At 50.8% G+C, this 14,338-nt stretch carries 13 protein-coding genes; 3 read left to right on the forward strand and 10 right to left on the reverse strand.

Features of this window, described 5'->3' with window-relative positions; all coding sequences use genetic code 11:
* Positions 1 to 148 precede the first annotated feature (148 nt).
* From IC230_RS13355 to IC230_RS13390, 8 genes are all read right to left on the reverse strand, one after another.
* Complete coding sequence (locus IC230_RS13355; protein ID WP_191039527.1) at positions 149 to 1,276, reverse strand: LLM class flavin-dependent oxidoreductase; 1,128 nt, start codon at positions 1,274 to 1,276, stop codon at positions 149 to 151.
* 32 nt (positions 1,277 to 1,308) lie between these two features.
* The gene (locus IC230_RS13360; protein WP_191039528.1) at positions 1,309 to 2,607 is read right to left on the reverse strand and encodes an APC family permease; all 1,299 of its coding nucleotides are present in this window, start codon (positions 2,605 to 2,607) and stop codon (positions 1,309 to 1,311) included.
* Positions 2,608 to 2,610: 3 nt separating this feature from the next.
* On the reverse strand, positions 2,611 to 4,290 hold the full coding sequence (locus IC230_RS13365; protein ID WP_191039529.1) for a M28 family metallopeptidase: 1,680 nt from the start codon (positions 4,288 to 4,290) through the stop codon (positions 2,611 to 2,613).
* A gap of 174 nt (positions 4,291 to 4,464) precedes the next feature.
* The gene (locus IC230_RS13370; RefSeq protein ID WP_191039530.1) at positions 4,465 to 5,907 is read right to left on the reverse strand and encodes an amino acid permease; all 1,443 of its coding nucleotides are present in this window, start codon (positions 5,905 to 5,907) and stop codon (positions 4,465 to 4,467) included.
* Between the two features lie 144 nt (positions 5,908 to 6,051).
* Positions 6,052 to 7,077 carry an LLM class flavin-dependent oxidoreductase gene (locus tag IC230_RS13375; protein WP_191039531.1) on the reverse strand — a complete coding sequence of 342 codons (1,026 nt, stop codon included), beginning with the start codon at positions 7,075 to 7,077 and terminating at the stop codon, positions 6,052 to 6,054.
* Positions 7,074 to 8,066 (reverse strand): ATP-grasp domain-containing protein, encoded by a 993-nt coding sequence (locus tag IC230_RS13380; protein ID WP_191039532.1) that lies wholly within the window; start codon positions 8,064 to 8,066, stop codon positions 7,074 to 7,076. The genes IC230_RS13375 and IC230_RS13380 overlap by 4 nt, the downstream gene beginning before the upstream one ends.
* A gap of 257 nt (positions 8,067 to 8,323) precedes the next feature.
* The gene (locus IC230_RS13385) at positions 8,324 to 9,226 is read right to left on the reverse strand and encodes a hypothetical protein (RefSeq protein ID WP_191039533.1); all 903 of its coding nucleotides are present in this window, start codon (positions 9,224 to 9,226) and stop codon (positions 8,324 to 8,326) included.
* Between the two features lie 106 nt (positions 9,227 to 9,332).
* Positions 9,333 to 10,298, reverse strand: coding sequence for an aldo/keto reductase (locus IC230_RS13390; protein ID WP_191039534.1), 966 nt, complete (start codon positions 10,296 to 10,298; stop codon positions 9,333 to 9,335).
* 83 nt (positions 10,299 to 10,381) lie between these two features.
* Here IC230_RS13390 and IC230_RS34480 point away from each other — a divergent pair, with 83 nt between their 5' ends.
* Positions 10,382 to 10,534: a hypothetical protein gene (locus tag IC230_RS34480; protein ID WP_262893163.1), complete on the forward strand. Its 153-nt coding sequence runs from the start codon at positions 10,382 to 10,384 to the stop codon at positions 10,532 to 10,534.
* A complete protein-coding gene (locus IC230_RS34780) occupies positions 10,497 to 10,748 on the forward strand; it encodes a winged helix-turn-helix transcriptional regulator (RefSeq protein ID WP_394355490.1) in 252 nt (83 codons plus the stop codon). The genes IC230_RS34480 and IC230_RS34780 overlap by 38 nt, the downstream gene beginning before the upstream one ends.
* 233 nt (positions 10,749 to 10,981) lie before the next feature.
* Here the strand turns inward: IC230_RS34780 and IC230_RS13400 are convergent, their stop codons facing one another.
* On the reverse strand, positions 10,982 to 12,325 hold the full coding sequence (locus IC230_RS13400; protein ID WP_191039536.1) for a WD40 repeat domain-containing protein: 1,344 nt from the start codon (positions 12,323 to 12,325) through the stop codon (positions 10,982 to 10,984).
* A gap of 356 nt (positions 12,326 to 12,681) precedes the next feature.
* Between IC230_RS13400 and IC230_RS13405 the strand changes: the two genes are divergently transcribed.
* Positions 12,682 to 13,527, forward strand: coding sequence for an SDR family oxidoreductase (locus IC230_RS13405; protein WP_191039537.1), 846 nt, complete (start codon positions 12,682 to 12,684; stop codon positions 13,525 to 13,527).
* Positions 13,528 to 13,753: 226 nt separating this feature from the next.
* On the opposite strand, the gene IC230_RS13410 is transcribed toward IC230_RS13405, so the two are convergent.
* On the reverse strand, positions 13,754 to 14,146 hold the full coding sequence (locus IC230_RS13410) for a barstar family protein (RefSeq protein ID WP_191039538.1): 393 nt from the start codon (positions 14,144 to 14,146) through the stop codon (positions 13,754 to 13,756).
* Between the last annotated feature and the right edge of the window lie 192 nt (positions 14,147 to 14,338).

Raw genomic sequence — 14,338 nt, forward strand, 5'->3', positions numbered from 1 at the left:
GGTCGTCAAGGGGAACGTGAAAGAGACCGAATTAGCAAATTATAGGCCCAGCTGATAAGGTAAATGATCCTATTTGTGAACGAATTGGAACTATCCGTTAGTAAGGCTCAGGCTTAAACTGAATTCGGTTTCTTTTAATGAATAATGGCTAAGCTGAAATTCGATCCTGCAGTCGGGCTAATGAAACCGTGGGTAAACGAGGAAGGACTAATCGGGCAAACCACTCGGCTTCATCGATCAGGGGGTAGCCCGAGAAGATGAAAGCCCGCAAACCCATGTCCAGATAGCGGTTGATTTTTTCAACAATCTGATCGGCGCTACCCACTAAAGCACCCCCCGCCCCCGAACGGGCTTTGCCAATATCGGTCCACAGGAGTGGCTCAATAAACCCGTCGTTGTCGGCATTTTCGCGCAGTTCGTTTTGTCTTTTTACGCCTAGCGACCATGAACTTTGGGACGCATTCTTTAAAGCCGCCCCTCGTACCGGATCAAACTTCGACATAATGTGTTTTGACCAGGCACGGGCTTCTGCTTCCGTCTCTCTTACGATGACGTGAACCCGTAGCCCGAAGTCAATGGAACGTCCCAGTCGATCGGCACGTTGGGCTACGTCCTGCATCGTGGCGTAGAGCATTTCCTCCGTTTCCGGCCACATCAGAAACACATCACAATAGCGGGCACAGACCTCCCTGGCCCCCTCGGAGGTACCGCCAAAATAGAGCAGTGGACCGCCGTTCTGCTGATAAGGCTTAACGGGTTTCGTATCCAGACTGATTTTACCATAAACCGGGCCATCGTGTTCAATCCGGTCCTGAGTCCAGGCCTGTTTCAGAATCTGAATCGTTTCGGCACAACGCTGGTAGCGGAAGTCAGCATCTTCGCGGTAACCGGGCAAATCGGAATTAATGATGTTGATGGTCAACCGCCCTTGTAGCATGTGGTCGAGAGAAGCTAGTGTACGGGCCAGCATGGGTGGGTGCAGTTCTCCACAGCGAATGGCAGTCAATAGACTGATTTGCTTTAAATCGGGGGCAACTCCGCCCGCGAACGGAATAACTTCCTGACCCACCATGTAAGATGTCGGCAGCAATAAGTTATTGAAGCCCAGCCTGTCGGCTGATAAGGCAATGTTGCGGCAGTGGTCGAACGTACTGTGGGCCGGATCGCGCAGACTTAGAAATTCGGTATCTTCTCCACAAAGATCGGAAAACCAGGCCACTTCGCATACCCGCTGAGTTGTTCGTGCAGTTACCGGTTGAATAGGATGATGAAGCATGAACTTGCTTGTGTTAGTATTAGTAAACAGAATCAGGCGCGTTTCGGGCGACGCTGCATCAGCACGAAAATAAGCACACCAACGCCTATGGCTACCGCTACGTCCCGCGCTGCTGCTCCTGGGCTCGTGCTTAACAGCCAGCCGCAGCCGATCACTGCTAACCCGGAAATGAGCCATCCCCCGGCTACCCGAAACTGAGCTGGCGGTACGTCGGTCCGTAGCCGGAGTAGTGGTAGGGCGGCACTGACCAGCGCAAAGTACGCCAACCGAATTAAGGTGCTCAGGGTTAGCGCATACAGGAAGGTGCCGGTCAGGGCCAACACAAGTTGCAGGAACGCCGTTAGGAAAATGGCAACGTGCGGTGTTTGAAAGCGGGGATGCGTAGTGGTCAGCCAGTTGGGCAACTGCCCTTGTTCGGCCATCGCAAACAAGAGTCGGGGTCCCGTCAGCATAAGAGCGTGTAGCGTTCCCAAGGCGGTTAGCAGTGCTACAGCGGTAATTACCCAGCCACCGACCGGACCCATAAAGTGGGTGGCCGCATCGGCCAGTGGTCGCTCGGAAAGAGCAAGTTGCGGTAAGGTTCCAATGCAGACTACCTGGACGGCCACGAACAGCAAGGCAACCGTTCCAATCGCTATTAACAATGATATTGGAACAGTTCGCTGGGGTTGCTGTACCTCACCCGACGGTATGGTCGCTACGTCGAAGCCTGAAAAGGTAAAAATCAGCAGAAGTACGGATTGGGAAAACGGGGAATAATCCGGGAAATGTGGCCATATAAACGCATCCGTTTTAACGAAGAATAATCCCACTCCGGCAAATAATCCAATGGCGCCTAATTTAGCAATCGTAAATAACGTATTGATCCGAGCTGACCGCTTCACACCAATGTAATTCAGCCAGGATAACCCTGTAACAAGCGCCGTGATCAGGCCCGTGCGTTCCCAGCCAATGGCGAGCTGTGGACGGAAAAGGGCTGCGTAACTAACAAACAAGTTGCAAATGGAGGCAAAGGCCGCCACACGCGATAACCAGAACAGCCAGCCGACTTCAAAGCCAACCAGCGGACCAAAGGTCAGACGGGTGTATAAATAGGGACCACCGGTACCGCTAAAACGACTGCCTACTTCGGCAAAACAGAGAATAATCAGCGTGACAATGGTCCCACTGACCCCGTAGGCCAGCAGGCTCCAGCTACCCACCAGCGCATAGAGTTTTGCCGGAAGCCCCAGAATGCCCGCACCTATAGTAATGTTGATGATGAGGGCAATGAAATCAAACCGACCAATCCCACGAAACAGAACCGGCCCTGAAGTTGGCGTATGTGACACCCGTTAGTTTTGTTTGGTATCCGATAATGAACTGAATTTGGTGCCGAAAAAATCATTGGTATTCCAGACCGGGCGGTCGTTGCTCTGAGCGGTGAGATAGCCAATCAGGAACTGCAGTTGAACGTGTTTGGCAGCCGCGCTCCAGTCAAACGGCTGATTCATGTCGTCCTGTGGCGTGTGGTAAATGGTCGCCCGCCACGCCAGGTTTAGTTTGGTCCCATTACGGTCGTCACCGGTTGTCGAACCGCTTTTGATATAAATCGCTGGAATTCCCTGTCGAACAAAGCTGAAATGGTCGGAGCGCATAAACACGGCCTGTTCGGGTATGGGATCTTTGGCAATGGCCACCCCCACAAACTGGGCGGCCGCGTCAACGGCTGCCTTCATGCTGGAATGCTCGGAGCCGTACGGAACAATGTCGAGCAGGGGATGAAAGAAAAACGGCATGTCCAGGCAGAGGTTCGCCACAATCTTATCTTTAGGGACCGTCGGATTGGAGGCAAAATAGTCGGAGCCGAGCAGGCCCATTTCTTCGCCCGTTACGGCTACGAACAAAATTGACCGACGGGAGGCTTTCGGTAGCGACGTAAATAATCGGGCTGCTTCCAGGTTGATTGCTACCCCTGATGCGTTGTCGTGTGCCCCGTTGTTGATGGAATCCCCCGGCGTGGATGCGCTTTTAATCGGTCGGGTAATGCCGAGATGGTCGAGGTGGGAGACGTATACAACGTACTCGTTTTTTAGCGTCGGGTCGGAGCCGGGTAGTAATCCCACTATATTTTCGCCCACCAGGCCATCACTCAGGTCGGTCTGGGTATGGGCGCGAACGGAGATGGTTAGTGGAAAGGCCTGCGGTTGATTTTTGTTGGCCGCTAGTCGGGCTTCCTCAAACGTTTTGCCCGCGCCGGTGAAGATGAAGCGGGCGGTTGAATCGCCCAGCAAGGCCACGACCTTCAGTTGTGGAAAGGTGCGATGCGCCTGCCCTTGTGCATCCGTCCAACGGTAAATAGCCTGTCGATTGCGGGGCGCATTCGACTCGATTCGGGCACTCACGTCGGTAGGAAGACTGAACGTAAGCAGGCCAACCGCGCCGTGGGCGGCCGCCACTTCGGCTTTAGCCGACCCGGCGTATGCGCGCTGATTCGAGGGAAACGAAGCAGGAGCCCCATTGAAACAAGCCACGATCTTCCCCCGCACATCGATCCCCTTATAATCATCGTAGTCCAGTTCAGGGGCCGATACGCCGAATCCGACAAACACCACCGGCGCTGCTACGTCGCTGGTGGCCTGCCCAAAGTTGGGGGTAAGGATAAAGTTTTTTCCGTACGTCAGCTTTTGCTCCCGCCCCCCCTGAGCCAGCACCAGCGAACTAGCCTCTTCGACTACTTGTGCCCGCCGGAGGGGTACCTTCTGGCGGAAAGTACCTTTTTGCCCCGCTGGTTGAAGACCAAATACGTTGAACTGCTTTTCGACATATTGAGCGGCTAGTTCGTAGCCCTGTGTGCCAGGTTTTCGGCCAGCCAGTTTATCATCGGCCAGGTAGCGCATGTGACTTTCAATGGCTTCGGGACGAACACTACGTGCTGTCTTCTGGGCGTCGGCAGGAATAGGAGGTAATTGGGATTGGGCAAAAGCCGTAACCAGGGTTAGTAAGGCAACCGGTAAAAGCGTAACTCGATTCATGATTAGTGAAGGCATTCCTTTCCAGGGTCAAGGCCGTATGACTCGACATTCAATTACGAAAGTAAGTGAATAAACCTATTTTAGGCTAAGCCTATCTGTATTGTATAGAATTAATGAAATTATGCCCGTAGTATCCGTTAAATTGGTTTGGTGTGGGCAAGCACAGCGTATGTATTAATTTTCTGGTGTTTGCCATTTACTCCGTTTTTTGCCGTAAGCGAAATAAATCACCAGGCCAATGGCCAGCCAGACAAAAAGCCGAATCCACGTATCGAGGGGAAGCGATAACATCATCACGGCGCACGTCACAATACCTAGAATGGGTACGACAGGTACCCAGGGGGTTCGGAAAGCGCGGGGTGCGTCCGGTTGACGTTTGCGCAAAATCAGGATGCCCAAACAGACCAGAATAAAGGCGAGTAACGTGCCAATGCTGGTCATTTCGCCCACAATCCGAATGGGTACCAGTCCCGCAAACAGACTAATAAAGATGCACAACAGGATATTCGACCGCCAGGGCGTTTGAAAACGTGGATGAATGTCGGAGAAGGAACGTGGGAGTAGCCCATCGCGACTCATTGAGAAAAATACCCGCGATTGACCCAGCAGATCCACCAAAATGACAGATGTATAACCGATCAGGATGGCCAGGATAATAGCCTGACTTAGCCACTGGTAAGGCGTCTTTTCAATGGCAATGGCAACCGGAGCCGCACTGTCTTTGAATTCGGTATAATTGGCTAGCCCCGTCATGACATAGCCAAACAGGACAAATAAAACTGTACAGACGATCAGTGAACCCAGAATACCAATGGGCATGTTGCGTTGTGGATTCTTGGTTTCCTGCGCCATTGTTGCCACGATGTCGAAGCCAATAAACACAAAGAAAACGACACCCGCTCCCCGAAAGATACCACTGATGCCAAACTCACCAAACACCCCCGTATTCGGCGGAATATAGGGTGAATAGTTGGCAGGGTTGATGTATTGCCACCCCAGGGTAATAAACACCAGTACGACCAGCACTTTCAGACTCACCACAATGGCATTGAATACCGCCGAGCCCTGGGTGCCCCGGATGATGATGACCGAAACAAGTACGACAATCAGAACAGTAGGTAGATTGATAAACCCACTCACCACCGAACCGTCGGCCAGCGTAAGCCTTTCAAACGGCGACTGTACTAATTGTGGGGGGAGATGCAAATCGTATTTGGCTAAGAAACGGGTCAGGTACTGTGACCAGCTAATGGCGACCGTAGCAGCCCCAACGGAATACTCAAGGATTAAATCCCAGCCGATGATCCAGGCAAATAACTCACCCAATGTGGCGAAGGCATAGGTGTAAGCGCTCCCGGCCACGGGGACCATGGCAGCAAATTCGGCGTAGCACAAGGCACTGAAGGCACAGCCGATGGCCGCCACCACAAAGGAAAGTGTAACTGCGGGACCGGCGTGATTAGCGGCTGCAATGCCCGTGAGTGAAAATAAACCGGCCCCGATGATAACACCGATGCCCAGGGCAATTAAATTAAACGCACCAAGCGACCGTTTTAAGGTGGATTTGCCGCTTTCGCTGGCTTCCTGCTGCAGTTGGTCAAGGGATTTTATACGCATAAGGGAAATAATAAAATAACCAGCCTTGGCTAGCTTTTGTGCACCTGGAACGTAGCAAACGCCGGTTATGGAAGATGAACGTACGTAATGAAACCCAGGATAAACGGCAGAGCAATGTATTCCTGGGTTTCATTACGTACAGCTTTAGGCCAGTACCCGAATGACGGCTTCTGAAAACCGCTCCATTTCTTCCAACTGAGGGCTACACTGTAACAGCAGAAAGTCTACTCCAACGGCTTCAAACGTAGCTACCCGCTCAGCAACCTGGTCAGGCGTTCCGGTCAAGCCTGAACGTAACCCCCGGTTGGAAACGGAGTAATCTTCCAGCGAAACCTGTTTTTCTAACTGCGTACCCGCCAGCCACTGCTGGTAATTTTTATACCCGGCTGCTGATCCCTTAACGTCCGTAATACGGGCCAGTTCAGCGCGTACCTCCTGCTCCGAGTTGCGTACAATAGAATAGGCGGCTACACCAAATTTCATAGGCGGTAAGCCTAACCGTTCCCGACGGGCTCGCAGATCGTTGATCCGACGACCAATAGCTTCCGGCTCGTCGCCGTGCATAACATAGCCGTCACATTGACTGGCAATCAGTTCTTTGGCTGCTTCTGATTCCCCCCCTGCATACAGAAAGGGACGCGGTTTTGAGATCGGTTTCGGCTGTAAGATAGAGTCTTCAACCCGGTAGTATTTGCCCGTAAACGAAAAATGATCCTGCTTCCAGAGGTTATCGACGATATGCAGCCATTCAGCAGTACGGGCATATCGGTCGTCGTGCTGTTCGAAGTGAACGCCGTATTTTTTTGCTTCATCCTGCCACCAAGACGACACTACGTTGAGCGTCAGCCGACCTCCGCTGATGTGGTCGATATTTGATGCCTGTTTAGCCAGTAGGGCGGGGGAGTGGAAGGTCGGGCGAACGGCTACCATCAATTCAATCCGTTGAGTGACGGCCGCAATGGCAGCCGCCGTTGACCAGGCATCGAGCGAGGGGGCTTCTTCTCCTTTGATATCATTCAGATTCAATTCCGCAATAAGGGTTAGATCATAACCAAGTTCTTCGGAGCGTTGAGCCAGGTTTTTGACGTACGCCCAGTCGGCCTGCATGTGTTCATCCTCAACGTTTCGAAGCCACCCGCCAAAGACGGGCATCCAATAACCAAATTTCATACAGTTTCTGAGTGAAGTGTTTTTTCGAGTTGCCCTTCCAGGTAATCTACGAAGCGGACATAGGGGTCAAACCCAACGACGTTTATGGCATCAGCCACGAAGTTTGACAGCGCGTTGATGTCGTAAAAAAGAACGTCTCCAGTGCGGTCATCAATCAGGTATTCAACACCTCCTACGTCAATGCGGGCTGTTTTGACAATACGTTCCACAGCAGCGATTATCTCGGCTGGTGGGGTGTACGCTTCTACCGCCAGGCGGCCCGGCTGAATTCCCTTTTTCGGTGCCTCGGTCAGACAGAAGTCAGCTTGGGGAGTCTCAGGAATTGCGCAGATTTCGGCCGGGCAGAGGTTAAAGCTTTCGCCAGTAGTGAAGACATTCATCGCGTAGAGGAAGCGCCCGTTTAACGTCTCGACGCGGACGATATGCCCATTTCGTGGCTGAACGTACTCCTGTACCAGCGCCGTTTGGTCAATACCCAGATCGATCTGATTCGCATCCACGGCGGCCTGAAGCCCTTCGGGCGTATCGAAGCGCACAATGCCGGCACCAGCTCCCCCAATATTAACCTTGACAACCAGTGGGAAACGGAGTTCCAGAGCGGCTGGAAATACCTGCGATACGTGGTTAATGACCCGAGTTTCCGGATAAGACAACCCCAGCGACGCCAATAGAGCCAGTTGCCGGGCCTTGTTGGTTTCAATGCTCGTCGCTACTGTACCGTTGATGACCCGGACCCCAATCTGCTCCAGATGCGTCAGATAACCAGCCGTATGAAAAATACCCTGGCCGTTACCGCGCAAATAGGCTGACGAACTCATTCGGTTGACAACCAGGGCATACGGACTGTCGGCTTCCGATGGATTGTAGCGATGATGAGCCGCATCAATCCGTTCGTAAGGTATGTTCCGACGGTCAAGTTCGGCAAAGAGCGGTTTAAACCAGTCGGGATGTTCGTAATAGATACCAATGGGTTTTACTGAATTTGACATAACAAATGCACAGTTAACAGATCAATTGTTTTCTTCCGATATCTGAGGAGTCGGTACGCTAAAATGTTGCCCGAATAGAATGGCGTTCAGGAACAAACGTGAGGTACTGTGTCAGTAGGATCGGAAGGTAGGATTATCGGCAAAGAGCACAACGCGTCCCTGTCCTTCTGTACTAACAACGACGGCCGCCGAATTACTTATTTTATTTTTATTTTCATTCGATACAAACCCACTGATATAGGGTATGGCCGCGTATTTTACCAACGTTCCGTAGGGACTACTACTTGGTTTAAGGAACGTAGTGCCATTGCGAAAAACGAAAATCTTCCGATCCGTAAACCCGAATCCGATGGGGTTGGTAACGTCCAGGTCGGCCGTGTAAATAGAATCAGCCAGCGCCCGGGGGCCTTCTTTGAGTGAAATATTCGCAAAATCGATCCGGTCTGGCGTGACCCGGTCTGGCGTGACCCGGTTCGCATCGCTTTAACCGGATCAGTTTTTGCCTCATTCGGTGTGGTACGGTCAGCGGTTTTAGGAAAGGTGGCTACCCTGGGCGTATCAATGCGGGCCGACGGCGATGACGCTAACAGATTCTCTTTCACTAAGCTCTGCCGAATGGCCCATTCCGTTGCGTTTTTAGTCGTGATCAACGTACCTCCATTTTCAACCCAGCTTTTCAGTTTACCCATGATGGTTTTAGCCAGCGAATTATATTGACCGCCAACCAGCACGATGGTATTATAGCGTTCCCGGTTAATCCGTCCGACGTTACTTATATCAATCTTTGATAACGGCAGATTTAGCTGTTCACTGAGTAAAAACCAGACTTCACCGGCTTCCGACGCATTAACACCCTGACCGACTAGTAACGCAACCTCAGGTTTTTTCAGCGCCCGAATGTTATTACTTCCCAGGTCAATTCCTTTCGTGTTAACCCCCGTTTTAACTCCACTAAATGGGACACCCGCCTGTTTACTCACCCGATTGACTAAGGCATAGAGCGAATCAGAGGAAAGCTTTTGCCCGGCCACCGGCACGACGATAGCGCCGGAGCCGAAATCCTGCACCGTCGTATTCGTTGATGTCTGAGGTCCCGAGTCAGAACGTCGGCTTGTTTCGATGCTAAACGGACGACTATAAGCATGAACTAATAAATTCACTTCGAAACTGTAAACTTATTTTAGGACGACACGTAAAAGATAAAAGGGTGAAACACATGTCTCACCCTTGATTCCATCAAAGTAGGTGAGTCTGCTTAAGGGCTCACTATTTTTTCTGCACGGTTGCCAGCAGTTCGTGAGGATAACCCATTGTAATGGCACTAACTTCATCCAGTAGCTTTACCTGATCAGCCTGTAAACGAATATCCACCGCCTTTAAACTTGTCTCAAGATGAGCCAGTGTTCGCGCGCCAATGATCGGGAAGACGCCTTTACTTAACACCCAGGCTAGCGCCATCTGCCCCGGAGTGGCTTCGAGTTCGTTGGCCATCAGCTCCAGTTGATCGAGTATGGTCTTTATTCGCTCGTCTTCCTGATAACCGTCGGCCGCAGAAAGAGTCAGTCGCCCCGATGATCCCTGTCGGTATTTCCCTGTCAGTACTCCTCCCGCCAGTGGAGAATAACTCATCATCCCCAAACCGAAGTGCTCCGCCATGGGCGTCAACTCCCGTTCGGCTGTCCGTTGCAAGAGGTTATATTCAAATTGGATAGCCTTCAGCGGTATTGAAGTCGCCATAGCGGCCGCTTTCCAGGCGGGAAAATTGGCTAAACCAGTATACAAAACTTTACCAGCTGTAACCAGGTCTTCCAGACCACGAACGGTTTCTTCCAGGGGCGTAACACCATCATCAAAATGCGGTATATATAGGTCGATGTAATCCGTCTTCAGGCGTCTTAAACTGCCCTCTATGGCCTGACGCATGGCTTTGCGGTGGTTACCCGCATTGGCCACCGAGGGATCGGATAAGTTGCTTCGGGTGTACTTTGTACAAATAATAAAATCATGCCGATTGTGCTGGGTAAACCGGCCGACCGTCTCTTCCGCTTCGCCAAATTGATACTGGTCAGCTACATCGATAAAGTTGCCACCGGCATCCGCATAAGCCGATAGTATCTGAAGTGCGTCCTGGGCAGCCGTGCCATACCCCCGGCGATCGCCCAACTGGGAGCCACCCAGTATCAGTTCGCTAGCGGGTAAGCCGGTCTGGGTTCCGAATAATTTATGTTTCATTGCACAAAGGTCCGGAGCGAGTGAAATCCAGTCAAGTAGGGCTAAATTCAGCCGTATCTACTAGAACTTCAACTACCTTATCTTTGTCGGATGTACAAGAAAAAGTTACCCGTCGAGCTCGACTGCGGCCTCCACCTGTTTATGGAAGTGATGAATGGGAAGTGGAAGATCAGCCTAATCTGGAGTATTCATTGTGGCATCAGGCGGCCCGGCGAATTGCATCGCAAAATTTCTAAAGCGTCACGTAGGCTATTAGACACCCAGTTAAACCAGTTGGTGTCGCATGGTATCGTTTCCAAAACTAGTTTTGATCAAAAGCCTTTGAAGGTAGAATATAGTCTCACCCCACTTGGCCAAACATTAATCCCCATCATTGAATTGACCGCCCATTGGGGCGAAGCCAATCGTAGTGTATTGGAGCCACTATTTCTTAATGAGCAATACGCGTGACCCTAACCTATGATCTTTCAGAATGCCCTATTTAAGACGCAGATACAGGATAACTTTCTCATCGCAAAGGAGCATTTATTGAGCATCAATAGTTCGTCCATAATCAGTCAGTCATGCCGCCGAACTAATACAACTGCTGCTCCCCAGGCCCTTTTTTATCAACTTAACCGACAAATGATTTATCTCTTTACCGCAACAAAAACGGTACGTAATACAGGACGCTATCGAGTGAGTTAAATAGTAAGATTGTACTCGCTAACAATATGACCAAGGGCAACAAGCTGTAGGGCCAATTGGTTGGCGATCGGCTCAGTAGAAGGACATACCCAAAAATAGAAGCCAACCGGTATACTCACCAACGTGATGAACGAAAAGTAATGTACTACCAGCGAAAGCACAGTAAGACTGGCCATGGTCCATAACCCGCCCAGAGCCCAACTAACCTGTGATGACCGTACGTAATCCACCAGAAGTAAGAGGCCTAGACTCCATATCGTTAGTACACCTAAGATGGTGTATCGAGTATAGGTAGGGTCGTTGCCAGCCACTAAAACGACATAACTAACGGCTAAGCTCAACATCACCCAAAAGCCTAACCAATTCAACAGGGCCTGACGGTAAGCTCCGTCTCCGACTGAAAACTGCAGTCGTTGAGATGATAAATCCCAGTACTTAATCGAGCCATTACCCGCCGTTTGTAGCTGGGCTAACTCGTTAAAGCGTAAGTCTTCAACGGCTGCCATCGTGTAGGCAGTAAACTGCGTCAGCCGCTTGGCAAGTCTCCAGTCCCATTGTTCAATGACTCCGCCCCATTTGCTCACCAACAACTGCTTGCTGTCAGGGGTGAAGCCAAGTGTCCAGCTAGTCTGAGTTCCCAATGAAAAGGTAACGATACGTTGGTGAGTAGAGGGATTAAAAATGGAGCAGTCGCTAGCCGTGTCTATCCAGGCTAACTGATCACCGACTGGCGAAAACAGGGGTTTACCAGTAACTTGCGCCGTCTGCCATAAAACGGCCTGAGTCTTCAGATCAATCACCACCAGATTGGCCAGTCGATCGCAATAAGCCAACTCACCTGATGAGCTAAGCGAGAAGCCCGTGTTTTGACTAGGCAGGCGCTTAACGAGTTTGCTCACCGGTAATTGCCAAAGGCAAAGTGTGCTATCCTCACTTTGGCTAATGAGCCACTGTCGATCGGGACTAATACAGACCTGAGTGACCGGCTTCTGATGTCCTAATAGCCGCTGAATGGGCCTAGACTCTGCAACAGACCAGAGCAGAATCGAATGATCCGCTCCTCCTGAAGCTAGGGCCGCTCCATCCGCTGACAGGCTCAGACACCGTACCTTATCTTGGGGGCTGATGAGTGTGGTTATGCACTGTTGTTGTTGCCAGAGTCTAATCTTGTTATTACTGGCACTGACCAGGAGTCCCTGAGAATTACCATCAATATCGACGATCCACGACTCAAGTCGCTGAAAATAGCCGGCTGAATAAGCATAGAGCATAAACGCCAGATGGGCTACTAAACCCAGGGTTACCAAGAGTGGCAAGCGATCGATCCAGCGCGTATTCATTCAATAACTTCTTACCCTGTGGACTATCAATGCCTGCGCAATCTACAACACATTTCTGGAACGTTGTTTTACCAATGAGTTAACCCTGATGGCTCGCTGTTATTATTATGGCGGATTGAGGTATGTAACGATTTATACTAATCATGTTTTATTTAGTATGCTTCGTCCTACTTTAAAAACACCCTATTATTGAAGCAGATACATGAAAATTTGTTCGTTTTATTTTGGGGAGGGTCTTATAAGCTATTTATTTTTATCAATGTTTGGCCAACCTAATCAGTCGTATACAAGTTTATGGTACAGAGAAGCTTTCCCCTGGGAAGCCTTGTTGCAAATTTATTTCCATAGCCTGGCTCATGCCGACTATTTTTATAACGGGTGCCTCATCGGGCTTGGGTAAAGCCACCGCCAAATTGTTTGCCACACGGGGCTGGCAGGTTATGGCTACCATGCGCCACCCCGAACAGGAAACCGAGCTCACACAACTGCCCAGTGTTCACCTGCTGCCCCTTGACGTAACCGATCCGGTATCCATTGAATCGACCGTGCAACGCGCTCTTACATTGGCTCCCGTCGATGTCGTGTTCAACAATGCAGGCTATGGCCTCATCGGCGCGCTGGAAGCGGTTTCCGACGAACAGATAACTCAATTGGTGAACACCAACCTGCTGGGCGTAATCCGGGTTACCAAAGCCTTTCTGCCGCACTTGAGAGAGAAAAAATCCGGCTGCATCATTAACACCACTTCCATTGGTGGGCTTATTGCTTTCCCACTCTACTCCATTTACCACGCGACCAAGTGGGCCATAGAGGGCTGGAGCGAGAGTATGTCATTTGAATTGGCGCAACATAACATCCAGATTAAAACGGTTTCGCCTGGCGGCATAGCCACCGATTTCACCGGCCGCTCGCTGGTTGTTGCCGAACATAAGGCTTATGGCCATCTCTTGCAAAAGCTACTGAGTGGACAGGCCAATGTCCAGTTCTCCCCTCCCGAAGCAATTGCCGAAGTAATCTACCTGGCTGCCACTGATCGGAAGGACCAACTTCGATACCCGGCTGGTGCCGACGCCCTAGCCACCTACGGGCACCGGTTAACCGTTGGCCCCGAAACCTTTCGGCAGGAGGTGGCCAGCCGGTTTGCCTCGGATCAGGAAGCCAGTTTAAGCACGCTGAGTGCGCCCAAAAACAACGTTAGTTAGGGCAATAGGTGATCCAGGCTGACTTTTGATCAATACGGATAGGGTAGGGGAACTATTGGTAAAGAGCTTCCAGCTTTTAAAGCAAAGGTCGTAAATGTCCACGGGAAACTATATAAACGTTTCCTTAGATCATTTTGAGGAGCGTTTATGAGAGACTAGGTACTGGTGGCAATAGATCATAGAGCCGGTCAACGGCCAGCTCAAGTCCTCACGAACACCAGTAACTTCACTCACTGATCACCCGAATGCTCGGATGCTCGGCTAGAATGGACATGATACTGTCAAAATACGTTTCGCCACGGCCACTTTCCAGTGCTTCCAGCTTTTCTGTAAACAGCTTTTTGTTATAGGGCGAGCCAGGCCTGAGCTTATCCAGATAATAAGCTCGGGTCGTCTGATAGCCTAAAGCCTTCCGGCTATGGTCCATATGCTGCCAGACTAGTTCAACCGATTCGGCGCCTTGTAGGACTCCGTAGCCCCCATACAGTAAATCATCAAACGCGTCGAGACTATGCCCGATCAGCCAGCTTTCGCCGACCATCAATACCCGGTTGATCTCCGCATAAAAGGAGGCAATGTCGTTGATGGCGTTTCCCTCAATCTCAATTTGTTTGACCATCGTTCACTTCAGGGCCAGTCACTGCCTGGCTCTATTATTCTTTAACCAAAGTAACTGGTTTTTCCTGAAGTTGATGCCGCCAAATTGAAACGGAATCCTCATCTCCCTAATGGTGGCATAGGGACACTTTACGTCCTTTTATTGGTGGCCTGATAAGCAACTAATTGAGCATCACCGGTAATTCGCTAATTG

The organism is Spirosoma validum (assembly GCF_014699035.1).
Taxonomy (GTDB): Bacteria; Bacteroidota; Bacteroidia; order Cytophagales; family Spirosomataceae; genus Spirosoma; species Spirosoma validum.

Coding starts and splice junctions, on each gene's coding strand:
- IC230_RS13355 (WP_191039527.1), bottom strand. CDS start 1,276: ATGCTTCATCATCCTATTCAACCGGTAACTGCACGAACAACTCAGCGG.
- IC230_RS13365 (WP_191039529.1), bottom strand. CDS start 4,290: ATGAATCGAGTTACGCTTTTACCGGTTGCCTTACTAACCCTGGTTACG.
- IC230_RS13370 (WP_191039530.1), bottom strand. CDS start 5,907: ATGCGTATAAAATCCCTTGACCAACTGCAGCAGGAAGCCAGCGAAAGC.
- IC230_RS13375 (WP_191039531.1), bottom strand. CDS start 7,077: ATGAAATTTGGTTATTGGATGCCCGTCTTTGGCGGGTGGCTTCGAAAC.
- IC230_RS13380 (WP_191039532.1), bottom strand. CDS start 8,066: ATGTCAAATTCAGTAAAACCCATTGGTATCTATTACGAACATCCCGAC.
- IC230_RS13390 (WP_191039534.1), bottom strand. CDS start 10,298: ATGAAACATAAATTATTCGGAACCCAGACCGGCTTACCCGCTAGCGAA.
- IC230_RS13400 (WP_191039536.1), bottom strand. CDS start 12,325: ATGAATACGCGCTGGATCGATCGCTTGCCACTCTTGGTAACCCTGGGT.
- IC230_RS13405 (WP_191039537.1), top strand. CDS start 12,682: ATGCCGACTATTTTTATAACGGGTGCCTCATCGGGCTTGGGTAAAGCC.
- IC230_RS13410 (WP_191039538.1), bottom strand. CDS start 14,146: ATGGTCAAACAAATTGAGATTGAGGGAAACGCCATCAACGACATTGCC.